Here is a 24,777-nt window from a genome sequence, read left to right on the forward strand (position 1 = left end):
TACAGGGTGCATTTACGCCTATGAAGCCTTCTATCGTTGCCAAACTGGAAGCCCTGCATGAACGTCATGAAGAAGTTCAGGCGCTGCTCGGCGATGCGGGTACTATCGCAGACCAGGACCGCTTTCGTGCACTGTCGCGCGAATATGCGCAATTAAGCGATGTATCGCGCTGTTTTACGGACTGGCAACAGGTTCAGGAAGATATCGAGACAGCTCAGATGATGCTCGACGATCCTGAAATGCGTGAAATGGCGCAGGATGAACTGCGCGAAGCAAAAGAGAAATGTGAACAGTTGGAACAACATCTGCAGGTTCTGCTGTTACCGAAAGATCCTGATGACGAACGTAACGCCTTCCTTGAAGTGCGGGCGGGAACCGGCGGTGATGAAGCCGCGTTATTTGCTGGCGATCTGTTCCGTATGTACAGTCGTTACGCTGAATCGCGCCGCTGGCGGGTTGAGATCATGAGCGCCAGCGAAGGCGAGCATGGCGGTTTTAAAGAAGTTATTGCCAAGATCAGCGGCGAAGGCGTTTACGGCCGACTGAAATTTGAGTCCGGTGGTCATCGCGTGCAGCGCGTACCGGCGACGGAATCACAGGGCCGTATTCATACCTCCGCCTGTACGGTCGCGGTTATGCCGGAGCTGCCGGATGCTGAACTGCCGGACATCAACCCGGCCGATCTGCGTATTGATACATTCCGCTCATCAGGCGCAGGGGGTCAGCACGTTAACACCACCGACTCTGCAATCCGTATTACCCACTTGCCAACCGGCATCGTGGTGGAATGTCAGGACGAACGTTCACAGCATAAAAACAAAGCGAAAGCGATGTCGGTGCTGGGGGCGCGCATTCGTGCGGCCGAAGTGGCAAGACGTCAACAGGCGGAAGCCTCTGAGCGTCGCAACCTGCTGGGCAGCGGCGATCGCAGCGATCGCAACCGCACCTATAACTTCCCTCAGGGGCGCGTAACCGATCACCGCATTAACCTGACGCTCTACCGTCTGGATGAAGCGATGGAAGGTAAACTGGATATGCTCATTGAGCCAATTGTCCAGGAATACCAGGCCGATCAACTGGCGGCGTTGTCCGAGCAGGATTAATGGACTATCAGCACTGGCTGCGTGAAGCGATAAGCCAATTACAGGCAAGCGAAAGCCCGCGCCGTGACGCCGAGATTTTACTCGAGTTCGTTACCGGCAAGGGGCGCACCTTTATTCTGGCTTTCGGTGAAACGCTGTTAACCGAGGCGCAGCATCAGCAGCTCGACACATTACTGGAGCGGCGTCAGCGGGGCGAGCCGGTGGCGCATTTGACCGGCGTGCGCGAGTTCTGGTCGCTGCCGCTGTTTGTATCGCCGGCCACGCTGATTCCGCGTCCGGATACCGAGTGTCTGGTAGAGCAGGCGCTGGCTCGCCTGCCGGCCTCGGCATGTCGCATTCTCGATCTGGGAACCGGTACGGGCGCGATTGCGCTGGCGCTGGCAACCGAGCGTCCGGATTGCGCGGTGACGGCGGTTGATCGGATGCCGGATGCCGTGGCGCTGGCTATGCGCAATACGCAGCACCTGGCTATCGACAATGTTCGCGTGCTGCAAAGCGACTGGTTTAGCGCTTTGCAGGGGCAGCAGTTTGACATGATTGTCAGCAATCCGCCGTACATCGACGAACAGGATCCGCATTTGGCACAGGGCGATGTGCGCTTTGAGCCGCTGTCGGCGCTGGTGGCGGGCGATCAGGGGCTGGCGGATATCGTCCATATTATTGACCAGTCTCAGCACGTGTTAACGCCCGGCGGCTATCTTTTGCTGGAACATGGCTGGCAGCAGGGCGAGGCCGTGCGCGATGCCTTTACTCGCGCGGGTTATCTGGCGGTTGAAACCTGCCGTGATTACGGCGGCAACGAGCGAATTACGCTTGGACGCCTCCCATCATGAGTACCATCAGTCTGTTACTCAACGTTCATCTCATTAGCATTGCGCTTTCTGTTAGTCTGCTGACGCTGCGTTTTTGGTGGCGTTACACCGACGCGCGTCTAGCCCGTGCCCGCTGGACGCGCATTGTGCCGCCGGTGGTGGATACCGTTTTATTACTCAGCGGCGTAGCGTTAATGGTGAAAACGCACATCCTGCCATTCACCGAACAAGGGACATGGCTGACTGAAAAGCTGTTTGGGGTTATCATTTACATCGTTTTGGGTTTTATTGCGCTCGATTACCGTCGGGCGCGCAGCCAGCAGGCGCGATTAGTCGCATTTCCGCTGGCGTTGGTGGTGCTGTACATCATCATTAAACTCGCCACCACAAAAATACCGTTACTGGGGTAAGTCATGAGGTCGTTAGCTGATTTCGAATTTAATAAAGCGCCATTGTGTGATGGGATGATCCTGGCGTCGGAGTCTATCCGTCTGGATTTTCCAACACAAACTGTCTATGACGAACTGGAACGTCTGGTCAGTCTGGCGCAAGAAGAAATTAGCCAGCTCCTGTCTCAGGATGAGCAACTGGAAAAACTGCTGGCACTTTTTTACGGCGAATGGGGATTTACGGATACCCACGGCGTCTATCGTCTTTCTGATGCACTATGGCTCGACCAGGTTCTGAAAAATCGTCAGGGCAGTGCGGTGTCGTTGGGCGCGATCTTATTGTGGATTGCCAACCGACTGGATCTACCGCTGGTACCGGTGATTTTCCCGACACAACTCATCCTGCGCATTGAATCGCTCGATGGCGAAATGTGGCTAATCAATCCGTTCAATGGCGAAACGTTAAATGAACACACGCTGGAAGTGTGGCTGAAGGGAAATATCAGCCCGGTCGCGGAACTGTTTAATGAAGATCTGGACGAAGCGGATAACGCAGAAGTGATCCGTAAACTGCTCGACACACTGAAATCATCGCTGATGGAAGAGCGGCAAATGGAACTGGCGCTGCGTGCCAGTGAAGCATTATTGCAGTTTAATCCTGAAGATCCGTATGAAATACGCGATCGGGGATTGATATATGCGCAACTGGAGTGTGAACATGTTGCGCTGACAGATTTAAGTTATTTCGTTGAGCAGTGTCCGGAAGACCCGATCAGCGAAATGATTCGTGCGCAGATTAATACGATTTCGCACAAACAAATTGTATTGCATTGATTAATGACACTTTACCTACCGTTTAAGGCGATCCTATGAAACAAAAAGTGGTTAGCATTGGCGACATCAACGTGGCAAATGACCTGCCGTTCGTGCTGTTTGGCGGAATGAACGTGCTGGAATCCCGCGACCTGGCGATGCGCATTTGTGAGCACTACGTAACCGTTACTCAAAAACTGGGTATCCCTTACGTGTTCAAAGCCTCCTTTGATAAAGCCAACCGTTCTTCCATCCACTCTTACCGTGGACCGGGCCTTGAAGAAGGGATGAAAATCTTCCAGGAACTGAAGCAAACTTTTGGCGTAAAAGTGATCACCGACGTTCACGAAGCCAGCCAGGCTCAGCCTGTTGCTGATGTGGTGGATGTGATTCAACTGCCGGCATTCCTCGCTCGCCAGACCGATCTGGTGGAAGCGATGGCGAAAACCGGCGCCGTTATCAACGTGAAAAAACCGCAGTTCGTAAGCCCGGGTCAGATGGGTAATATCGTGGATAAATTCCATGAAGGCGGTAACGATAAGGTTATCCTGTGTGACCGTGGCGCAAACTTCGGTTATGACAACCTGGTTGTGGATATGCTGGGCTTTAGCGTGATGAAAAAGGTCTCTGGCAATTCGCCGGTGATTTTCGACGTCACCCATGCGCTGCAGTGCCGCGACCCGTTTGGCGCCGCAAGCGGCGGCCGTCGTGGTCAGGTGACTGAACTGGCGCGCGCGGGCATGGCGGTAGGTCTGGCAGGCTTGTTTATTGAAGCGCATCCGGATCCAGCCAATGCGAAATGCGATGGCCCATCCGCACTGCCGCTGGCGAAACTGGAACAGTTCCTCACGCAGATCAAAGCGATTGATGATCTGGTGAAAAGCTTCGACGAACTCGATACTGAGAACTAAGTTCGCTGAACAGGCCGGGGCATTTGTCTCCGGCCTGTTATTACTGTCAGGCGCCAAACGCCCCATCAATGGTATGCATAGCTCCCGTCACAAACCCGGCCTCCGGACCTGCCAACCAGGCAACCATTCCGGCCACTTCTTCTGGTCGACCGTGTCGTTTTAGCGCCATAAAGCTGTGCATCAGCTCTTTCAATGGACCTTCTGCTGGATTAGCGTCAGTATCAATGGGACCCGGTTGCACCACGTTGACCGTAATACCGCGCGCGCCGAAATCACGCGCCAGCCCTCGTGCCAGGCCTTGCAGAGCAGACTTACTTAACGCGTAGGAAGCCATACCGGCAATTGGCATACGATCGCCGTTTACTGAACCAATAATGATAATCCGTCCGCCATCAGGCATTTGTCGTGCCGCCTCGACTGCCGCGTACCAGGGGGCATGTATATTAATGCGGAACAGGCGCTCAGCGTCATCGGGATCCTGCTCCAGTGCGTCGCCGAACAGTACAATTCCTGCATTCACCACTAACACATCCAGCGGGCCGCTTTCCCGTACCCGGCTAATGACGGCATCGCGATCGGCGCTATCGGTTTGCGCCGTGTGGGCCCCTGTTTCATCCGCAAGCGCTTTTGCTGCGTCTGCTGAGCCTGAATAGGTAAAGGTCACCGCTGCGCCATCTGCGGCGAAACGGCGCACAATAGCCGCGCCAATCCCACGACTGCCGCCAAGAACCAGAACTGACTTGCCGTTAAATGGGGACATGAGATACTCCTTGAACAATTATGTAGTGATCGATATATAATGGGCGCATGGTTTTCTGTCAATGGATTTGTAATGAGCACTACAAAATGTTCGCGCGCCCCAGGGCGACCACGTAATTTTGATCCGGAACTGGCTGTTGCCAAAGTACAGCCCTTATTTCACGCGCATGGATACGACGCTGTGAGCGTAGCGGATGTTACGCAGGCCCTGAACATCAAGCCCCCGAGTTTCTATGCCGCTTTTGGGAACAAAATCGGTCTTTATGAACGCGTGCTTGGTCGCTATGTACAAACCGATGCGATCCCGTTTGATGACATTTTGCGTTCTGATAGGCCGGTTGCCGAGTGCCTTGCTGCATTGCTTGAAGAGGCGGCGCGACGCTACGCCGCGGATCCGCATGCGCCTGGTTGTTTGGTTCTGGAGGGCACGCATAGCAACGATCCGCAGGCACGGCAGGTGGCAAGGACTTTCTACTCGGTTGCTGAATATAAAATTCATGACTTTATCGCCGCGCGCCATCCCGAAGTGGCTGACAGCCTGACCGATTATGTCAGTACCACTATGCTCGGTCTGTCGGGAAAAGCCCGTTGCGGGCATACGCTCGAACGTTTGCTATCCAGCGCACACATCGCCAGCCTGGCGGTGCTGCATCAGCTTTCCTGATTTTCATCACGTGAAAAGGTAGATAAATATGATGGGTAAACTCGGACTTTGCTTTAATACTCCCCCTCCGGCTATTCGCAACGCAACGTTGGCCGCAATTCTGATCGGAACTTCATTTCTGGCGCATTCTCAGGACAAGGCCGATGTTATTTTGTATAACGGCAAGCTGATTACCATGGATGAACAACAACCCAACGCGCAGGCGCTGGCGGTAAAAGGGCGGCATATTATTGCGGTGGGTAATAATGAAACGGTGAAAAAATGGTCCGGACCGAACACGAAGGAAATCAATCTTACGGGGCAAACCGTTATTCCGGGATTAATTGATGCGCATCTGCATGGCATTCGGGGTGGCAGGACGTTTTTATTTGAAACCTACTGGTTTGATACTAAAAATTTACCCGATGCGTTAAATAAATTGTCGCAATCTGCGGCACAGAAAAATACTGCGCAATGGGTGGCGGTGGCTGGCTCATGGATACCTGAACAATTTGCTGAAAAACGGGATCCGACGGTTCAGGAACTGAATCAGGCGGTGCCTCATCATCCTGCGTATATACAAAGTCTTTATGACTATGCCCTGTTAAATCAAAAAGCTATCGAGATCCTAAAACTTAATAGTCCACAGCCGGATGTTCCGGCAGAGATCGTGATAGAACGCGATGACAAAGGGCTGGCAACGGGGAAATTGCGCGGGACCATTGGCAGTTTTAACCAGCTTTTCGCCCAGATTAGCCAGACTTCCGATGTTGAAAAGAACCTTAACGCCTTTGTTCGTTATTTAAATAAACGCGGCGTGGTCGGGTTTATCGATCCTTCTGCCGGGCATGAGCAAGCTTATCGTGATTTCTTTAAACTTCAGCAGCAGCAACCTCTCAGGATACGCGTTGGATATCGTTTATCCGCACCGCCTGGTAATGAAACGGAATGGTTTAAACAACGTCTGGCATTTCGCCCGGCAATACACGATGACGGCAGAATAGCCTTTCTGGGCTTCGGTGAAAGCCTGGTGATGGCAATGAATGACGGCGTACGGATGTCATCTGGATTTAAGTCTTCTGCACAATCCCAACAAGAACAATTTAAGGTGCTCCAGCTTGCCGCCCAGGAAGGGGTTGCCGTAGAAATACATGCCTATACCGATGACAGTGCAGATGCGATTTTAGATCTCATTAGCGAGGTGGCTAAATCGTATGACATTGCTCCGTTACGCTGGTCTATTGCGCATCTCAATACCGGTACGCCAGAAACAATTGCCCGCATGAAGAAACTCGGCTTGGCCTATTCTGTCCAGATGGGGCCATATTTTGAATCTCCCGCCATTGAACGCGCAAATGATAAAACGGTGGCGGCACTCTCATCGCCAGTTCAACCCGCGTTAGAGCAGGGGGTAATCGTTGCCGGCGGTACAGATGCGACGCGGATTGGCGTTGCGGGAGTGTGGCATGCCATTGAGTATCATGTCATAGGTAAAGCACTCGACGGCTCGATACGCCATGACTCGCGCCAGTTAAGCCGGGAAGATGCGTTAAAAATGTATACCCGAAATGCCGCCTGGCTGGCTTTTGCTGAGCAGCAAAGAGGAAGTTTGCAAGCAGGTAAGCTCGCCGATTTTGCAGTGCTGAATCAGGATATTATGGCTATTCCGCCAGACAAACTGCATCAAACGGAATCGTTATTAACGTTTGTCGATGGCCAACAGGTTTATCCGGAACAATAAACGCGGTAAAAGAAAACGGCCCTGAAACAGGGCCGTAGGTTCCACTAAAATGATAATCAGGCAAATATCGTCATCAGATAGGCGATAAATAGCGCCAGATGCGCCGCACCGTTAAGTACATTGGTACGTCCGGTGGAGAAAGAGATATGGCACAGTACCAGCGACGAGACCATGACAATCATCTCTGGCGCGCCCAAAGCAAACACCAAATCATTGCCTGTTGCCCAGGCGATCAGCGTCACTACCGGTACGGTGAGTGAAATAGTGGCTAATACTGAACCGAAGAACAAATTCATTGCCCGCTGTACCTGATTGTTCAGAACCGCTTTCAGCGCCCCCAGCCCTTCAGGCGAGAGGATCAACAGCGCCACCAGGAAACCGGTAAATGCCACGGGGGCATTGAGTTCAGTCAGCAAGGTTTCCAGCGGACTGGCGTTCATCTTGGTGACGGCGATAACGGCGATCAGGTGAATGATGAGCCAGGCAGCGTGCCATATATTGCTGTGCGCCGACGGCTTACCGTGATGCGGGTCGTCGTCGTCACCCTCATCTTCATGCTCGTAAATGAACAGGCTTTGGTGCGTTTTTGTTTGAATCAGCAAAAAAACGCCGTACATTGCCGCAGAAATGAGAGCCACCAGTAGCGCCTGGGCGGTAGTAAAATTGGCTCCCGGTAACGCCATTGGAAACACCAGCACAATAATGGCCAGCGGAAACAGGGCGATTAAATACTGCTTAATACCAAACAGGTTCATATACTGAGTGGCAAATTTACGGCCGCCCAGCAGTAATGAAAAACCGACTAAACCGCCGGTGACGATCATAATGATCGAATACAGCGTGTCGCGCATTAGCGTAGGCGCGGCATCGCCGGTCGCCATTAATGCGGAAATTAAACTGACTTCAAGAATAACAACGGACAGACTGAGGATCAGCGAGCCGTAGGGTTCGCCAAGTCGATGTGCTAATACGTCCGCATGACGGACAACGCTGAATGCGCTACTTAATATACCAATAAGGGCAAGCGCATTAATGCCGATGACCACTGGTAGTGACTGACTGCTCCCCCATAAGAACAGTACTACCAGCGCCAAAATCGGGAAGACGAGAGAGGTCTCCTTGTGGCGGGTTTTTACCGCCTCATGTACTTGTGTCATTAAGCTAATTCTCCATCTCTGCAGGTATTTATAATTATAAAAGTATTAAAGAATGTAAAAAATAACAGAAAAAGCGGTTTTGTAGGTGACATTTTACGAAATTTTACCGCATCGCTTATTTTTCTCCTCTAAGTGGTCAAAAACAAACTTCTTGTTTATAGAGTATTTAATTAACAGAAGGTTAGATGAGGAAATATTTTAAAAATGTTCATTATTGGCGCATCGCAGCATTGTTAACCACACTTAAGGTTTAGCCCAAAAAGAGGAGTTCACAATGCCCTATAAATCGAAAAGCGATCTGCCTGACAGCGTACAGCATGTTCTGCCATCCCATGCTCAGGACATCTATAAAGAAGCCTTCAACAGCGCCTGGGAACAGTACAAAGATAAATCTGACCGTCGCGATGATGCTACCCGAGAAGAGACGGCGCACAAGGTGGCGTGGGCCGCGGTGAAAAATGATTATCAAAAAGGTGATGATGATAAATGGCATAAAAAGACGTAACAGTATCAATTATAATGCCTTTATCAATTAGCCCGAATCAGCCGTTAGCGAATCGTGCTACGCCGCGTCGCTGCTGGCTTGCAAGCGAGCGGTGAATTGCCTATTGTCCAGCTATTGGTTTCAAAATGAGCAGTAAAAAGGCCTGGAAGGCGTCAAAAAAGTTGTCGCAGGGAAGCAGCAGTGGCGGAGGTGTAAGGTGTTAACGCGTGATTTTTTATTGAATGCCGACTGTAAGACGGCATTTGGCGCTATTGAAGAATCACTACTCTGGTCAGCGGAACAACGGGCAGCCTCACTGGCCGCCACGCTTGCTTGTCGACCAGATGATGGACCGGTGTGGATCTTCGGTTATGGATCGTTGATGTGGAACCCGGCCTTAGAATTTGAAGAGTCCTGTACCGGGACATTGGTCGGTTGGCACCGTGCATTTTGCCTGCGTCTGACGGCGGGGCGTGGAACGGCCTGTCAGCCGGGACGGATGCTGGCTCTGAAAGAGGGGGGACGCACTACAGGTGTGGCTTATCGCTTACCGGACGCGTCGCTGGAACAAGAACTTTCTCTGCTGTGGAAGCGTGAAATGATCACCGGTTGCTACCTGCCGACCTGGTGTCAGTTGGCGCTGGATGACGGACGGACGGTAAACGCGCTGGTCTTTATTATGGATCCGCGCCATCCACTGTTTGAGTCGGATACACGCGCGCAGGTGATTGCGCCGCTTATCGCTGCGGCCAGTGGACCTTTAGGCACCAATGCCCAATATCTGTTCTCGCTGGAACAAGAACTGGTGAAACTGGGAATGCAGGATGATTGTCTTAACGATCTGGTGATTACGGTCAAACGGTTGTTGGGAGAGAACCTGCCGGAAGGGATTATACGACCAGGTTTTGCATAGCGTCGGTGGAGTGTAGTGTGCCCGACAGCCAGGTGCTTATCGGGCATTTCACGATTACGCTGCAATAAAACTAATCGAATGCTCAAGCGACTGACTGTGGCTGTCGATCAGCACGTTCCAGACGCCGGTATAAGGTACGGTCAACCATGCGTTATCACGATCCTGCACGCTTAAGATGTCGGACTGCGTGTCTTTGACGTGATTTTTCTCGCTCATCAGGTGGATGTGGCAGCGCTCGGAACAGCGCACTACCACCGTATCGCCACCAAATAACTTTAAACTCGCTTTCACTAATGCCATTTTTCACCCCGTTCTTGAAAACAACGTACTTTCTGTCGAAAGTGCTGCGTGATGTTGTTCACATTTCACTCATTGCATAACACCAAAGGGGGAGCAACAGGATGCTGATTTTGATCAAAAAATGGCATAACGATTAAACAAAAGTGACAAAATTCCTCAAGACGGTTGAAAGGGCGTGCTAACGTTCAACGAAACCGCGCCCATCTAAGATAAAATCCGGAAATTTCCGGCACTTTCAGTGCGCGTGCCTGCAAGCGCTGTCAGAAGGTCAATACTTTATCTGCAGCCAGCGTCCATTGCGCCAGTTCTGGCAGCGTGCCCACGGCTACACCATCAATTAAAGGCAGGTCGGTGATCCCACGGCCATCAGTGCAGGTTTTGCACAGTTTTACCGGAACGTTTTGCGCTGTCAGGATCTCCAGCATTTGCTGGATATTGTATCCTTCCGCCGGTTTCTGACCGCGTAATCCCGCCGTAACCGCATCCGACATTAAAAACAGACGCAGATCGAGACTGGCTTCTTGTTCACGCAAGGCGATGGCCAGACGCAGACTGTTAAATAACGATTCGCTTCCATAGGCCGCACCGTTCGCGACGATCACTATCTTTTGCATTTTGACTCCTGTTGTCGGATGGGAGGGATAATTCCTGGTGTGTATGGTACTCCCTGTACCAGATATCGAAAAGAAAGCATGTGAGGGCCCCTTATTATTCGGGTCAGAAAATCCCGAAAACAGGGATAAAGGCTGCAATTAATTGCTGAAGACGTTATGGTTTAGGTTAAGTGTGCCTGATTGATTTAAGAAATAACTAACGATTTGAGCCGTATTATTTATTTTCCTTTCGCCGTATTTGCACTCTTGCCATTGGCAGGGGGTAATGCCAACGCACAATCCTCTTTTGTTCACCAGGCTGAAAACCCATTCGATAACAATAGCGATGGCTTGCCTGATCTCGGTATGGCGCCGGAATCGCGAGCAGGCGAAAAGCATTTTGCCGAAATGGTGAAAGCATTTGGTGAAGCCAGTATGACCGATAACGGCCTTGATACCGGCGAACAGGCGAAGCAGTTCGCGTTTGGTCAGGTACGTGACACGGTTAGCGAACAGGTGAATCAACAACTGGAATCCTGGCTCTCTCCCTGGGGAAACGCCAGCGTCGGGTTGCAGGTTGATAAAGAGGGCAGCTTTACCGGCAGTCGGGGAAGTTGGTTTATTCCGTGGCAGGACAATCAACGCTATCTTACCTGGAGCCAGTTAGGCTTAACGCAACAGGATGAGGGCTTAGTCAGTAATGCGGGAATTGGGCAGCGCTGGGTACACGACGGCTGGCTACTGGGTTACAACACGTTTTATGACAATCTGTTGGATGAAAATCTGCCCCGGGGTGGCTTAGGTGCAGAAGCGTGGGGCGAGTATTTACGTTTATCCGCTAACTACTATCAACCGTTTTCCTCATGGCAGGAGCGTTCCACCACGCAGGAACAACGGATGGCCCGCGGCTACGACCTGACCGCGCAAATGCGGATGCCGTTCTATCAACATCTCAATACCAGCGTCAGCGTTGAACAGTATTTTGGCGACCGGGTGGATCTGTTTCATTCAGGAACCGGGTATCATAATCCGGTGGCGGTGAACCTCGGGCTGAGTTATACGCCGGTGCCGCTGATTACGATGACTGCCCAGCATAAGCAAGGTGAAAATGGCATCAGTCAGAATAACGTCGGATTAACGCTGAATTATCGTTTCGGTGTCCCGTTAAAAAAACAGCTGATGGTTAGCGAAGTGGCAAACAGCCGCTCGCTGCGCGGCAGTCGTTATGACGATCCGCAGCGGAATAGTTTGCCGACGATTGAGTATCGCCAGCGTAAAACCCTGTCGGTATTTTTGGCTACGCCGCCCTGGGATCTCAAGCCTGGAGAAACGGTGGCGCTGAAGGTACAAGTGCGCAGCCTGCATGGGATTCGCCATCTTGCATGGCAGGGCGATACTCAGGCGCTGAGCTTAACCGCTGGCAGCAGTACCCGAAGCGCACAGGGCTGGACGATTATTATGCCGAAGTGGGACAGTAGAGAAGGGGCGACAAATCGCTGGCGGCTGTCGGTAGTGGTAGAAGATGAACTGGGCCAGCGTGTCTCTTCCAATGAGATCACGCTATCACTGACCGAACCGTTTATCAGCGTTTCGGCAAATGATCCTCGTTAACCATGATGCACGACTGCGTTATCAGAAAATGCGTTCCTGATGCACCCAAACCGCCGCTTCTACGCGTGATTTGAGCTTCATTTTCTTCAGCATATGCTTCACATGAACTTTAACCGTGCTTTCGGTGATGTCCAGGCGGCGGGCAATCATCTTGTTAGGCAGGCCCTGGGCAATAAGCTTGAGAATATCGCGCTCGCGCGGCGTCAACTGGGTGACATCACGGTCAGACGTTGCGCGGTTGGCGCGCAGGCTGGCGGCCAGAACCGGCGTTAAGGCTTCACTCAGCACCATTTCACCAGCGGCTGCCTGCTGTAATGCTTTCAGTAAATCTTCCGGCTCCATATCTTTCAGCAGGTAACCGTCCGCACCGCGTTTCAGTGCGGTAACGACATCTTCTTCATGATTGGATACGCTAAATACCACGATGCGGCCAGACAGGGACTTTTCACGCAGCTTGTCGAGGGTTTCCAGACCGTTCATGCCGGGCATGTTGAGATCAAGCAGGATCAGATCGGGATCAAGAGATTCAGCCAGCTCGATACCCTGTTCGCCATTGCTGGCTTCACCGACAACGGTGATATCCTGCGCCATGCTGACAAGCTGTTTTACACCGGTTCGCAGCATCGGATGATCGTCGATCAACAGGATGGTTGCCGGTTCCAGATTACTCATGGGTATCTCCTTGGACTTCTGTGAAGTTTGTTTCGGGAATAAAAGTGACAGTAACTTCAGTACCGCCTGTCTCACGACGGCGTACTCGGCAATCGCCGCGCAAGCTCTGCGCACGGTCGCGCATTATTATCATGCCGTAGTGGTTACTGCGTTCGGCGTTTTCCGGTACGCCACAGCCGTTATCTTGTACTGTGAGTTTGATCTGCTTACCATTTTGCACCACCGTCACGACGACTTCATCGGCATGGGAGTGCTTCAGGGCGTTGCTCAGGGCTTCACGAGCAATTTGTAATAAGTGAATCGCCTGATGCGAAGGGACCAGGCGCGGCGGCAGCTGATAATCCAGCTTAACCGCAAAACCAAAGCGGGCGCTGTATTCCTGACAGCTGGCTTCCAGCGCGGGTCGCAATCCGGGTTCGGTGAGCTGTAAACGGAAGGTCGTTAACAGCTCACGCAGTTGCGCCCACGAGGCGTTCAGTTCATTACGAATCTGGCTAAGCAGTTCGCGGCTATTTTCGGGCAGCGCATCGCCCTGCATCTGCAAACAGCTAACCTGCATCTTCATACATGAAAGCGATTGTGCAATAGAATCATGGAGTTCGCGCGCAATGGTGGCACGCTCTTCCATCACGATCAACTGCTGCTGGCGTTCCTGATGTCTGTCGAGCGCCAGCGTCGAGGTCAGTTGTTCAACCAGGGTATCGACCAGTTGTTGCTGATCGTGGCTGAGATGGCGTCCGTTCGGCAACGTAGCGAGCAGGATACCATACTGGGTATGCGCGTCGGTCAGCCGCCATTTCAGCGTGATACCACCGTCTATCGTGGGCAGCGTACCGCGTGGGCACAGATGACATCCTTTCTCATCGCAACTGACATTGGACTGACAGGTAAATTCCTGATGATTATCTTCATCTTCCAGATCATAAACCCGCAGCTCAATATCATGCAGCAGGGTCAAATTTTGCAGGCCGTTCAGCACCGGAGAGAGGCGTTCGCACAATGGCACCTGAGAATGCAGGCGGCGGTTGGCTTGCCACAGAAAAGAGAGGATCTGATTTTTATGCTCCAGCCCGGCCGTTTTCTCCTGTACCCGCTGTTCCAGTACCGCATAACTTTCAGCCAGCTCTTCCGACATATTATTCAGCGCCGAGCCCAGAGCCGCCATCTCATTACGCCCGCTGATATGCGCACGTTGGGTAAAATCACGTTGGCTGACGGCTCGCGCCATCGCCAATAGCTGTTTCCACGGCTCCAGCAGGCGTACGCGTAGCCAGATAATAGTGAAGACCAGCAGTAAGGCCATAAATGCCGCCATCAGGCGATGTAACAGGACGACGCGTTCAATCCGCAATTCGGTGGTATGGTCGAAGGCGGTAACCAGCTTATCCAGCCCAACGACAAAGCGCGTTACATCTTGCGCCACCGCATCAGGCGTTTGCGCGTGGGCAAGCCCTGGCGCCAGCTCAGTGTGCCAGTAATCCTGTAATGCTTTTAACTGCGCCTGTTGTCCATCGCGCTGTGCGGCCCGCGTTAACTCTGGACTAAACGCCGTTTTCTCCATTTCATCCAGTAGCGGTTGATCGTCGGCTTCCAGTGGAACCGCCGCCAGCAGACGATAACTCTGCATACGCAGCGAGCCGGCTTTGTTAATTGCATGGGCGCTACCCTGAACGCCCTGAACCAGCCAACCGGAGACAGCCATACCTGCCACGCCGATGGCAGTAGACAATAAAACAATCAGCGCCACCTGGTTGACCAGCGTAAGCGGGGAGAGACAACGTTTAAACATGGTGACTTGTTCCTTCGGGTCTTCGTAGAACAGAAACCCTTTTGAATAACGGTTCTGCTGCAGGCAGTGGCGTTATTCTCGGCGATACACTGGAGTATACCCATACCTCAAACGGGCTACCTCTTAATTGCCAGCTGAGGGGGAGGTCATGGGTCAGGGGGAGTAGAAGACGACAGAAGCGTGAAAAACCACATCTTTTTTACCGAAGTAATGTACTCATTTAGGGTGATGACAAATTTTAGGCATGAATAATGACACCTTTTCCTTTGATTTATATCAACTTACCTCCAGCTGTAAACCCTAAGGTTGCAGGCATCGAAACAAGTATCAGAGGTGTCTATGAGTCACTCATCTGCCCCGGAAAGGGCATCTGGAGCTGTAATTACAGAATGGCGGCCGGAAGATCCTGTCTTCTGGCAACAGCGTGGTCAACGAATCGCCAGCCGTAACCTGTGGATTTCCGTCCCTTGCTTACTGCTGGCGTTTTGCGTGTGGATGTTATTTAGCGCCGTGGCGGTGAACTTACCGAAAGTTGGCTTTAATTTCACCACGGAGCAATTGTTCATGTTGACGGCGTTGCCGTCGGTTTCCGGCGCGCTGCTGCGTGTGCCGTACTCCTTTATGGTTCCCCTGTTTGGTGGACGTCGCTGGACAGCATTCAGCACCGGCATCCTGATCATCCCATGCGTATGGTTAGGTTTTGCGGTGCAGGATACCACCACGCCATTTAGTACCTTTATTATTATCTCCTTGCTGTGCGGTTTTGCCGGTGCGAACTTTGCATCAAGCATGGCGAATATCAGCTTCTTCTTTCCAAAACAAAAGCAGGGCGGTGCGCTGGGTCTGAACGGTGGTCTGGGCAATATGGGTGTCAGCGTAATGCAGTTGGTTGCTCCGCTGGTGGTCTCACTGTCAATCTTTGCTGCATTTGGTAGCCATGGGGTTGAACAACCGGATGGTACGCAGTTGTATCTGGCGAACGCCGCATGGATTTGGGTTCCGTTCCTGGCTGTGCTGACGCTGGCTGCATGGTTTGGTATGAACGAACTGGCAACCTCAAAAGCGTCACTGAAAGCGCAATTGCCGGTGCTTAAACGCGGGCACCTGTGGATCATGAGCCTGCTTTATCTGGCAACCTTCGGTTCATTTATCGGCTTCTCAGCCGGTTTCGCGATGCTGTCAAAAACGCAGTTTCCTGAGGTACAGATCCTGCATTACGCCTTCTTTGGCCCGCTGATTGGCGCGCTGGCGCGTTCCGCTGGCGGTGCAATTTCTGACCGTCTGGGCGGAACTCGCGTGACGCTGGTGAATTTTGTGCTGATGGCTCTCTTTAGTGCCTTGCTGTTCCTGACGCTGCCAACCAATGGCGTAGGGGGCAACTTTACCGCTTTCTTCGCGGTGTTCCTGGCGTTGTTCCTGACGGCCGGTCTGGGCAGTGGTTCAACCTTCCAGATGATCTCCGTTATCTTCCGCAAGCTGACGATGGACAGAGTGAAAGCGGAAGGCGGGTCAGAAGAGAAGGCGATGCGTGAAGCGGCAACCGACACTGCGGCGGCGCTCGGTTTTATCTCAGCCATTGGCGCGATTGGCGGCTTCTTTATCCCCAAAGCATTTGGTACTTCCCTGGCGTTAACGGGATCACCTGTTGATGCGATGAAAGTCTTTGTGATCTTCTATGTCGCCTGCGTGGTTATCACCTGGGCGGTGTACGGACGTCATTCTAAAAAGTAAAAAAGTGGTAGCAGTTGATTATCCATTGCGCGGCGTTAGACCGCGCTTTTTTTTGCCTGTAATTAGTTACAACATACTTTTGTATTGAGACATGATAACAGCCTGTGAGAACTGTGCTCGCAATATGCTAAGCAGGGGGGATACCCCTTAATACCCACTTATAAAGAATTTAACATTTGTATGATAAGTGAATTTGAAAAAGTTATTTAAATTCATGATGTTAATTGATTTTTTGATATCCCACTTAGGGGGTATGTGAAAATTGACCCTCATTTTTCATCCCTGCCTGCCTTGATCGTTATCAATTCTCACGCCCTTTCAGAGCGTTACCTTCGCTCTCAATCAAGCAATGTCGATTTATCAGAGAGCCGTCAGGCTCCTACAGGAGAAAACCGATGAGTAAATTCCTGGACCGGTTTCGCTACTTCAAGCAGAAGGGCGAAACCTTTGCCGATGGGCACGGCCAGCTTCTCAATACCAACAGGGACTGGGAGGACGGATATCGCCAGCGTTGGCAGCATGACAAAGTCGTGCGTTCAACCCACGGTGTAAACTGCACCGGTTCATGCAGCTGGAAAATCTATGTGAAAAATGGTCTGGTGACCTGGGAAACCCAGCAAACTGACTACCCACGCACGCGTCCAGATATGCCAAACCACGAGCCTCGCGGCTGCCCGCGTGGTGCGAGCTATTCCTGGTATCTCTACAGCGCTAACCGTCTGAAATACCCATTGATGCGCAAACGTCTGATGAAGATGTGGCGTGAAGCCAAAAAACTGCACAGCGATCCGGTAGATGCCTGGGCATCCATCATCGAAGATGCCGACAAAGCAAAAAGCTTCAAACAAGCGCGTGGTCGTGGTGGCTTCGTTCGCTCTTCCTGGCAGGAAGTCAATGAACTGATTGCCGCTTCTAACGTGTACACCATCAAAACCTATGGTCCTGACCGCGTCGCAGGCTTCTCGCCGATCCCGGCGATGTCGATGGTTTCTTACGCGTCCGGCGCACGCTATATGTCGCTGATAGGCGGTACCTGCCTGAGCTTCTATGACTGGTACTGCGACCTGCCACCGGCTTCTCCGCAGACCTGGGGCGAACAGACCGACGTCCCTGAATCCGCTGACTGGTATAACTCCAGCTACATTCTTGCATGGGGTTCTAACGTACCGCAGACCCGTACTCCGGATGCGCACTTCTTTACTGAAGTTCGCTATAAAGGCACCAAAACGGTAGCGATTACCCCGGACTACGCGGAAATCGCCAAACTGTGCGACCTGTGGCTGGCGCCAAAGCAAGGGACCGATGCGGCGATGGCAATGGCGATGGGCCATGTCATGCTGCGCGAGTTCCACCTCGATAATCCGAGCCAGTACTTCACTGACTACGTTCGTCGTTATACTGACATGCCAATGCTGGTGATGCTCGAAGAGCGCGACGGTTATTATGCTGCCGGTCGTATGCTGCGAGCAGCGGATCTGGTTGACTCTCTGGGCCAGGAAAATAACCCGGAATGGAAAACCGTCGCTATCAATAGCAACGGTGAAATGGTTGCGCCAAATGGTTCAATTGGTTTCCGTTGGGGTGAAAAAGGCAAATGGAACCTCGAACAGCGCGACGGCACGTCGGGTAATGAAACCGAACTGCAACTCAGTCTGCTCGGTAGCCAGGATGACATTGCTGAAGTCGGCTTCCCATACTTTGGCGGCGAAGGTACCGAACATTTCAATAAAGTTGAACTGGAAAACATTCTGCTGCACAAATTGCCGGTTAAACGTCTGCAACTTGCCGACGGTTCTACCGCGCTGGTGACGACCGTTTACGATCTGACCATGGCCAACTACGGTCTGGAACGTGGTCTGAACGATGAAAACTGTGCAACCAGCTACGATGACCTGAAAGCGTATACGCCGGCATGGGCAGAAAAAATTACCGGTGTATCGCGCGCTCAAATCGTGCGCATCGCCCGCGAATTTGCGGATAACGCCGATAAAACGCACGGCCGTTCGATGATTATCGTCGGTGCGGGTCTGAACCACTGGTACCACCTCGATATGAACTATCGCGGCCTGATCAATATGCTGGTGTTCTGCGGCTGTATCGGCCAGAGCGGTGGCGGTTGGGCCCACTATGTCGGGCAGGAAAAACTGCGCCCGCAAACCGGCTGGCAGCCGCTGGCGTTTGCGCTGGACTGGCAGCGTCCGCCTCGTCATATGAACAGTACCTCTTACTTCTATAACCACTCCAGCCAATGGCGCTATGAGACGGTTACCGCACAGGAATTGCTGTCCCCGATGGCAGACAAATCCCGTTACAGCGGTCATTTGATTGACTTTAACGTTCGCGCTGAACGTATGGGGTGGTTACCGTCTGCACCGCAGTTAGGGACTAACCCGTTGCGTATCGCTGAAGAAGCGCAGAAAGCCGGCATGACGCCGGTGGACTACACCGTGAAATCTCTGAAAGACGGTTCTCTTCGCTTTGCGGCGGAACAACCGGAAAACGGCAAAAACCATCCGCGTAACCTGTTTATCTGGCGTTCCAACCTGCTCGGGTCTTCTGGTAAGGGCCACGAGTACATGCTCAAGTACCTGCTGGGTACTGAACACGGTATTCAGGGGAAAGATCTCGGCCAGCAGAGCGGCGTGAAGCCAGAAGAAGTGGAATGGCAGGACAACGGACTGGACGGCAAGCTGGATCTGGTGGTGACGCTGGACTTCCGTCTGTCGAGTACCTGTCTGTATTCCGACATCGTGCTGCCGACCGCAACCTGGTATGAAAAAGACGATATGAATACCTCGGATATGCATCCGTTTATTCATCCGTTGTCTGCTGCCGTTGACCCGGCCTGGGAATCGAAGAGCGACTGGGAAATCTATAAAGCCATCGCGAAGAAATTCTCTGAAGTGTGCGTGGGCCACCTCGGTAAAGAAACCGACGTTGTTACGCTGCCGATTCAGCACGACTCCGCCGCCGAGCTGGCGCAGCCGCTGGACGTGAAGGACTGGAAAAAAGGTGAGTGTGACCTGATTCCTGGCGTTACCGCGCCGCACATCATGACCGTAGAGCGTGATTATCCGGCAACCTATGAACGCTTTACCTCCATCGGCCCGCTGATGGAAAAAATCGGTAACGGCGGGAAAGGGATTGCCTGGAATACCCAGAGCGAAATGGATCTGCTGCGTAAGCTCAACTACACCAAGGCTGAAGGCCCGGCGAAAGGCCAGCCCTGGCTTAATACCGCCATTGATGCCGCCGAGATGATCCTCACCCTGGCACCGGAAACTAACGGTCAGGTAGCCGTTAAAGCCTGGGCAGCGCTGAGTGAATTTACCGGTCGTAACCATACGCATCTGGCGCTGAATAAAGAAGACGAAAAAATTCGTTTCCGCGATATACAGGCGCAGCCGCGCAAAATTATCTCCAGCCCGACCTGGTCAGGCCTGGAAGATGAACATGTGTCTTATAACGCCGGTTATACCAACGTTCATGAGCTGATCCCATGGCGTACGCTGTCTGGTCGCCAGCAGTTGTATCAGGATCACCAGTGGATGCGTGATTTCGGTGAAAGCCTGCTGGTTTACCGTCCGCCAATCGATACCCGTTCAGTGAAAGCGGTGATCGGCGAGAAGTCTAACGGTAATCCGGAAAAAGCGCTCAACTTCCTGACGCCGCACCAGAAATGGGGTATCCACTCCACCTACAGCGACAACTTGCTGATGCTGACGCTGTCACGTGGTGGTCCGATTGTGTGGATGAGCGAAGTCGATGCGAAAGACCTGGGAATCGAAGATAACGACTGGATCGAAGTCTTCAACAGCAACGGTGCGCTGACGGCGCGTGCAGTTGTCAGCCAGCGTGTACCGGCCGGGATGACCATGATGTACCACGCGCAGGAACGTATCGTTAACCTGCCGGGTTCAGAAATTACCCAGCAGCGCGGCGGGATCCACAACTCGGTGACCCGTATTACGCCGAAACCGACCCATATGATCGGCGGCTATGCGCAGCTGGCCTACGGCTTTAACTACTACGGTACCGTCGGTTCAAACCGTGATGAGTTCGTGGTTGTACGTAAGATGAAGAACATTAACTGGTTGGATGGCGAAGGCAATGACCAGGTACAGGAGAGCGTAAAATGAAAATTCGTTCACAAGTCGGCATGGTGCTGAATCTCGATAAGTGCATCGGCTGCCACACCTGTTCAGTGACCTGTAAAAACGTCTGGACCAGCCGTGAAGGTATGGAATACGCCTGGTTCAATAACGTGGAAAGCAAGCCTGGCGTCGGTTTCCCGAATGACTGGGAAAATCAGGAAAAATGGAAGGGCGGCTGGATCCGTAAAATCAACGGTAAGCTGCAACCGCGCATGGGTAACCGTGCGCTGCTGCTGGGTAAAATCTTTGCTAACCCGCATCTACCGGGCATGGATGACTACTACGAGCCGTTTGATTTCGACTATCAGAATCTGCACACCGCGCCGGAGGGCAGCAAAGCGCAGCCGATTGCCCGTCCGCGCTCGCTGATTACCGGGCAGCGGATGGACAAAATTACCAGCGGTCCGAACTGGGAAGAAATTCTGGGCGGCGAATTCGAAAAACGCGCCAAAGACCAGAACTTCGAAAACATGCAGAAGGCGATGTACGGCCAGTTCGAAAACACCTTCATGATGTACCTGCCGCGCCTGTGTGAGCATTGCCTTAACCCGGCGTGTGTGGCGACCTGCCCAAGCGGTGCTATCTACAAGCGTGAAGAAGATGGCATCGTGCTGATCGACCAGGACAAGTGCCGCGGCTGGCGTATGTGCATCACCGGCTGCCCGTACAAGAAGATTTACTTCAACTGGAAGAGCGGGAAGTCCGAGAAGTGCATCTTCTGCTACCCGCGTATCGAAGCGGGTCAACCGACCGTTTGCTCCGAAACCTGTGTGGGTCGTATCCGTTATCTCGGCGTACTGCTGTATGATGCCGATGCGATCGAAAGCGCGGCCAGCACCGAGCACGAAAAAGATCTGTACCAGCGCCAACTGGACGTGTTCCTCGATCCGAACGATCCGGCTGTCATTGAACAGGCGCTAAAAGATGGTATTCCACTGAGCGTCATCGATGCTGCACAACAATCTCCGGTTTACAAAATGGCGATGGACTGGAAGCTGGCGCTGCCGCTGCATCCGGAATACCGCACGCTACCGATGGTTTGGTATGTGCCGCCTTTGTCACCGATTCAGTCTGCCGCCGACGCGGGCGAGCTTGGCAGCAACGGTATTCTGCCGGATGTAGACAGTCTGCGTATCCCGGTTCAGTACCTGGCGAACCTGTTGACCGCTGGCGACACCCAGCCGGTACTGTTGGCGCTGAAACGTATGCTGGCAATGCGTCACTATAAACGTGCGGAAACTGTTGACGGTAAAGTTGATACCCGTGCGCTGGAAGAGGTGGGCTTAAGCGAAGCACAGGCGCAGGAAATGTATCGTTACCTGGCGATTGCTAATTACGAAGATCGTTTCGTGGTGCCAAGCAGCCATCGTGAACTGGCGCGTGACGCATTCCCGGAGAAAAGCGGTTGTGGCTTTACCTTCGGCGATGGTTGCCACGGTTCTGATACCAAATTCAATCTGTTCAACAGCCGCCGCATCGACGCTGTTGATGTGACCAGCAAAACGGAGCCGCACCAATGATTGAACTCGTCATTGTTTCGCGTCTGCTCGAGTATCCGGATGCTGCCTTATGGCAGCATCAGCAGGAACTTTTCGATGCACTCGCGTCATCTGAGAACCTGGAGAAAGAGGATGCCCAGACCCTGGGCGTTTTCCTGCGCGATTTAACCGCGCAGGACATGCTGGATGTACAGGCCGCTTATAGCGAACTGTTTGACCGTGGCCGTGCCACATCGCTGCTGCTGTTTGAACATGTACACGGTGAATCCCGCGATCGTGGTCAGGCGATGGTTGACCTGATGGCACAGTATGAGCAGCACGGTTTGCAGCTCGACAGCCGCGAACTTCCCGATCATCTGCCGCTGTATCTGGAATACCTTGCGCAGTTGCCGAAAAGCGAAGCGTTAGGTGGTTTACAGGATATTGCGCCGATTCTGGCTTTGCTCAGCGCTCGTTTGCAACAGCGTGAAAGCCGTTATGCGGTGCTGTTCGACCTGCTGTTAAAACTGGCGAATACCGTTATCGACAGCGACAAAGTGGCTGAAAAAATTGCGGATGAAGCGCGTGATGACACCCCGCAGGCACTGGATGCGGTCTGGGAAGAAGAGCAGGTGAAATTCTTCGCCGATCAGGGGTGCGGCGAGTCGGAAATCTCCGCTCACCAGCGTCGTTTTGCCGGGGCCGTTGCGCCGCAGTATCTGAATATCACCACCGGAGGACAGCGATAATGCACTTCCTGAATACGTTCTTCTTTGACATCTATCCGTACATCGCGGGTTCTGTCTTTCTGATCGGCAGCTGGCTGCGTTATGACTATGGGCAATATACCTGGCGCGCGGCGTCCAGTCAGATGCTGGATCGCAAAGGGATGAACCTGGCGTCAAACCTGTTCCATATCGGGATCCTCGGAATTTTTGCCGGGCACTTTCTGGGCATGTTGACGCCGCACTGGATGTATGAGGCGTGGCTACCGCTTGAAGTGAAACAAAAGATGGCCATGTTCGCGGGCGGCGCCTCAGGCGTGATGTGTCTGGTCGGCGGCGTGCTGCTGCTGAAACGTCGTCTGTTCAGCCCACGCGTTCGGGCCACCACTACCGGTGCGGATATTCTGGTGCTGTCCATTCTGGTTATCCAGTGTGCCCTTGGCCTGCTGACCATTCCGTTCTCCGCTCAGCATATGGACGGTAGCGAGATGATGAAACTGGTGAACTGGGCGCAAACCGTGGTGACCTTCCACGGCGGCGCATCTGAATATCTGGATGGCGTGGCGTTTATCTTCCGTATGCACCTGGTGTTGGGTATGACGCTGTTCCTGCTGTTCCCGTTCTCGCGTCTGGTGCACATCTGGAGCGTTCCGGTCGAGTATCTGACCCGTAAATACCAGATCGTTCGTGCGCGTCATTAAGCGGTTATCTGTGTAAGATAAGACCCTGCTCCGGCGGGGTTTTTTTATGCCTGTTTGCCGGATGGCGGCGTAACCGCCTTATCCGGCCTACGCAGGCGTCAGCTCTCTATTGGCCTGATAAGCGCGAGCATCAGGCATATTGCGGGCACGTATTGAGGGCAGAATATAGTGCAGTAAGGTTTGATTTTGCTGAAGTGCGACAGGGAAATGATGGTGGTGGGGGAAGGATTCGAACCTTCGAAGTCGATGACGGCAGATTTACAGTCTGCTCCCTTTGGCCGCTCGGGAACCCCACCACGGGGTAATGCTAATTACTGGCCTGCTTCCTTTGGGAGCGGGGCGCATCATATCAGATGATGCGCCCCTGTAAAGTATTCCGTTGATAAAAAAGAACTGGTTGCCTGATTTTTACGCGTAAAGATGTAAAGGTAACCAATTATATTATCAATCGATTACAGAATAATCGTTCGGTTACCGTAAACAAATACACGTTGAGCCAGAACCTGATACAGCGCGCGGCTTAATACATTTTTTTCAACGTCACGGCCGGCACGCATCATGTCTTCTGCGGTGTAGGTGTGATCAACGTGAATCACGTCCTGCATAATGATTGGGCCTTCATCGAGATTATCATTCACATAGTGGGCCGTCGCGCCGATGATCTTCACCCCGCGCTCGTAAGCCTGGTGGTATGGGCGAGCGCCAATAAACGCCGGCAGGAATGAATGGTGAATATTGATGATCTTATTCGGGAAGCGGGAAACAAAGGTCGGTGTCAGAACACGCATGTATTTTGCCAGCACGACATAGTCCGGTTGGTGCGCATCGATAGCATCAGCCATTTTCTGGTCATGTTCATCGCGGGTTAAACCCTCGTGGCTAACCAGCTCAAACGGAATATCAAAGCGCTCAACCAAAGGACGCAGCGTCTCGTGGTTGCCGATCACCGCAGCGATTTCAACATCCAGTCCGCCATAATTTGCTTTCATTAACAGATCGCCCAGGCAATGCGCTTCCTTGGTGACCAAAATGACGATACGGCGGCGTCCTGCTGGCGTTAATTCGCGAATAGAGCCTTCGGGTAAGGCGCTATCAAGATCGGCAAGCAGCGTGACATCGTTAAAAATGCCCTCCAGTTCGGTACGCATAAAAAAGCGTCCGGTACGGTGGTCCACGAACTCATTGTTCTGCACGATATTCAGTTCATGCTTGTAACAGATATTTGTAATGCGCGCGATCAGACCTTTTTGATCCGGACAAATAGTACGCAGCACTTTTCGTTGTAATGAATGCATTTG

22 protein-coding genes and 1 tRNA gene are annotated in these 24,777 nt (G+C 52.6%); 15 read left to right on the forward strand and 8 right to left on the reverse strand.

Annotated features, from left to right (window positions below):
- The first annotated feature begins 20 nt into the window (after positions 1 to 20).
- From prfA to kdsA, 5 genes are read left to right on the forward strand one after another with little or no spacing between them, the layout of a single operon-like run.
- Positions 21 to 1,103 (forward strand): peptide chain release factor 1, encoded by a 1,083-nt coding sequence (gene prfA / locus FHD02_RS05980; protein WP_003020786.1) that lies wholly within the window; start codon positions 21 to 23, stop codon positions 1,101 to 1,103.
- Positions 1,103 to 1,936 carry a peptide chain release factor N(5)-glutamine methyltransferase gene (gene prmC, locus FHD02_RS05985; RefSeq protein WP_220393687.1) on the forward strand — a complete coding sequence of 278 codons (834 nt, stop codon included), beginning with the start codon at positions 1,103 to 1,105 and terminating at the stop codon, positions 1,934 to 1,936. The genes prfA and prmC overlap by 1 nt, the downstream gene beginning before the upstream one ends.
- Positions 1,933 to 2,325: an invasion regulator SirB2 gene (gene sirB2 / locus FHD02_RS05990; protein ID WP_079223840.1), complete on the forward strand. Its 393-nt coding sequence runs from the start codon at positions 1,933 to 1,935 to the stop codon at positions 2,323 to 2,325. Before prmC ends, sirB2 begins: the two co-directional genes overlap by 4 nt.
- Before the next feature lie 3 nt (positions 2,326 to 2,328).
- Positions 2,329 to 3,138 (forward strand): invasion regulator SirB1, encoded by an 810-nt coding sequence (gene sirB1, locus FHD02_RS05995; RefSeq protein WP_006684256.1) that lies wholly within the window; start codon positions 2,329 to 2,331, stop codon positions 3,136 to 3,138.
- A gap of 35 nt (positions 3,139 to 3,173) precedes the next feature.
- On the forward strand, positions 3,174 to 4,028 hold the full coding sequence (gene kdsA, locus FHD02_RS06000; RefSeq protein ID WP_038641145.1) for a 3-deoxy-8-phosphooctulonate synthase: 855 nt from the start codon (positions 3,174 to 3,176) through the stop codon (positions 4,026 to 4,028).
- 46 nt (positions 4,029 to 4,074) lie between these two features.
- Here the strand turns inward: kdsA and bdcA are convergent, their stop codons facing one another.
- On the reverse strand, positions 4,075 to 4,788 hold the full coding sequence (bdcA, locus tag FHD02_RS06005) for an SDR family oxidoreductase (protein WP_220393688.1): 714 nt from the start codon (positions 4,786 to 4,788) through the stop codon (positions 4,075 to 4,077).
- A gap of 72 nt (positions 4,789 to 4,860) precedes the next feature.
- On the opposite strand from bdcA, the gene FHD02_RS06010 reads away from it, so the two are divergent.
- Positions 4,861 to 5,451: a TetR/AcrR family transcriptional regulator gene (locus tag FHD02_RS06010; RefSeq protein WP_137365415.1), complete on the forward strand. Its 591-nt coding sequence runs from the start codon at positions 4,861 to 4,863 to the stop codon at positions 5,449 to 5,451.
- Between the two features lie 28 nt (positions 5,452 to 5,479).
- Positions 5,480 to 7,171: an amidohydrolase gene (locus FHD02_RS06015; RefSeq protein ID WP_220393689.1), complete on the forward strand. Its 1,692-nt coding sequence runs from the start codon at positions 5,480 to 5,482 to the stop codon at positions 7,169 to 7,171.
- A 56-nt stretch (positions 7,172 to 7,227) separates the two neighbouring features.
- On the opposite strand, the gene chaA is transcribed toward FHD02_RS06015, so the two are convergent.
- Positions 7,228 to 8,328 (reverse strand): sodium-potassium/proton antiporter ChaA, encoded by a 1,101-nt coding sequence (gene chaA / locus FHD02_RS06020; RefSeq protein ID WP_042307955.1) that lies wholly within the window; start codon positions 8,326 to 8,328, stop codon positions 7,228 to 7,230.
- A 274-nt stretch (positions 8,329 to 8,602) separates the two neighbouring features.
- Here chaA and chaB point away from each other — a divergent pair, with 274 nt between their 5' ends.
- Both chaB and FHD02_RS06030 read left to right on the forward strand, forming a co-directional pair.
- Positions 8,603 to 8,833, forward strand: a complete 231-nt coding sequence (gene chaB / locus FHD02_RS06025) for a putative cation transport regulator ChaB (protein ID WP_038641135.1) — start codon at positions 8,603 to 8,605, stop codon at positions 8,831 to 8,833.
- A 196-nt stretch (positions 8,834 to 9,029) separates the two neighbouring features.
- Entirely contained in the window at positions 9,030 to 9,725 is a 696-nt protein-coding gene (locus FHD02_RS06030; protein WP_038641133.1) for a gamma-glutamylcyclotransferase, read from the forward strand.
- 54 nt (positions 9,726 to 9,779) lie between these two features.
- Here FHD02_RS06030 and FHD02_RS06035 read toward each other — a convergent pair whose 3' ends face one another.
- Positions 9,780 to 10,025 carry a DUF1883 domain-containing protein gene (locus tag FHD02_RS06035; protein ID WP_038641131.1) on the reverse strand — a complete coding sequence of 82 codons (246 nt, stop codon included), beginning with the start codon at positions 10,023 to 10,025 and terminating at the stop codon, positions 9,780 to 9,782.
- A 260-nt stretch (positions 10,026 to 10,285) separates the two neighbouring features.
- On the reverse strand, positions 10,286 to 10,639 hold the full coding sequence (locus tag FHD02_RS06040; protein WP_220393690.1) for a DsrE/DsrF/TusD sulfur relay family protein: 354 nt from the start codon (positions 10,637 to 10,639) through the stop codon (positions 10,286 to 10,288).
- Positions 10,640 to 10,843: 204 nt separating this feature from the next.
- On the opposite strand from FHD02_RS06040, the gene FHD02_RS06045 reads away from it, so the two are divergent.
- Positions 10,844 to 12,229, forward strand: a complete 1,386-nt coding sequence (locus FHD02_RS06045) for a YchO/YchP family invasin (RefSeq protein WP_220393691.1) — start codon at positions 10,844 to 10,846, stop codon at positions 12,227 to 12,229.
- A 21-nt stretch (positions 12,230 to 12,250) separates the two neighbouring features.
- Here FHD02_RS06045 and narL read toward each other — a convergent pair whose 3' ends face one another.
- Together narL and narX are read right to left on the reverse strand one after the other, a co-directional pair.
- Positions 12,251 to 12,901, reverse strand: a complete 651-nt coding sequence (gene narL / locus FHD02_RS06050) for a two-component system response regulator NarL (protein WP_038641125.1) — start codon at positions 12,899 to 12,901, stop codon at positions 12,251 to 12,253.
- Positions 12,894 to 14,690 carry a nitrate/nitrite two-component system sensor histidine kinase NarX gene (gene narX, locus FHD02_RS06055; RefSeq protein ID WP_137370615.1) on the reverse strand — a complete coding sequence of 599 codons (1,797 nt, stop codon included), beginning with the start codon at positions 14,688 to 14,690 and terminating at the stop codon, positions 12,894 to 12,896. Before narX ends, narL begins: the two co-directional genes overlap by 8 nt.
- Positions 14,691 to 15,029: 339 nt before the next feature.
- Here narX and FHD02_RS06060 point away from each other — a divergent pair, with 339 nt between their 5' ends.
- The 5 genes from FHD02_RS06060 to narI all read left to right on the forward strand — a co-directional run bounded on the left by FHD02_RS06060 (position 15,030) and on the right by narI (position 23,479).
- Entirely contained in the window at positions 15,030 to 16,421 is a 1,392-nt protein-coding gene (locus FHD02_RS06060) for a NarK family nitrate/nitrite MFS transporter (protein WP_042307965.1), read from the forward strand.
- Positions 16,422 to 16,816: 395 nt separating this feature from the next.
- Entirely contained in the window at positions 16,817 to 20,560 is a 3,744-nt protein-coding gene (locus tag FHD02_RS06065) for a nitrate reductase subunit alpha (protein ID WP_220393692.1), read from the forward strand.
- Positions 20,557 to 22,095: a nitrate reductase subunit beta gene (gene narH / locus FHD02_RS06070; RefSeq protein WP_061381228.1), complete on the forward strand. Its 1,539-nt coding sequence runs from the start codon at positions 20,557 to 20,559 to the stop codon at positions 22,093 to 22,095. The genes FHD02_RS06065 and narH overlap by 4 nt, the downstream gene beginning before the upstream one ends.
- On the forward strand, positions 22,092 to 22,802 hold the full coding sequence (gene narJ, locus FHD02_RS06075) for a nitrate reductase molybdenum cofactor assembly chaperone (RefSeq protein WP_137370617.1): 711 nt from the start codon (positions 22,092 to 22,094) through the stop codon (positions 22,800 to 22,802). Before narH ends, narJ begins: the two co-directional genes overlap by 4 nt.
- Positions 22,802 to 23,479 (forward strand): respiratory nitrate reductase subunit gamma, encoded by a 678-nt coding sequence (narI, locus tag FHD02_RS06080; RefSeq protein WP_038641116.1) that lies wholly within the window; start codon positions 22,802 to 22,804, stop codon positions 23,477 to 23,479. The genes narJ and narI overlap by 1 nt, the downstream gene beginning before the upstream one ends.
- Before the next feature lie 211 nt (positions 23,480 to 23,690).
- Here the strand turns inward: narI and FHD02_RS06085 are convergent.
- Both FHD02_RS06085 and purU read right to left on the reverse strand, forming a co-directional pair.
- Positions 23,691 to 23,775, reverse strand: a tRNA-Tyr gene (locus tag FHD02_RS06085).
- Between the two features lie 156 nt (positions 23,776 to 23,931).
- Positions 23,932 to 24,774, reverse strand: a complete 843-nt coding sequence (purU, locus tag FHD02_RS06090) for a formyltetrahydrofolate deformylase (RefSeq protein ID WP_003020737.1) — start codon at positions 24,772 to 24,774, stop codon at positions 23,932 to 23,934.
- Positions 24,775 to 24,777: the final 3 nt, after the last annotated feature.

The sequence above is a fragment of the Citrobacter sp. EC_71 genome (assembly GCF_019584005.1).
Lineage (GTDB): Bacteria > Pseudomonadota > Gammaproteobacteria > Enterobacterales > Enterobacteriaceae > Citrobacter > Citrobacter werkmanii.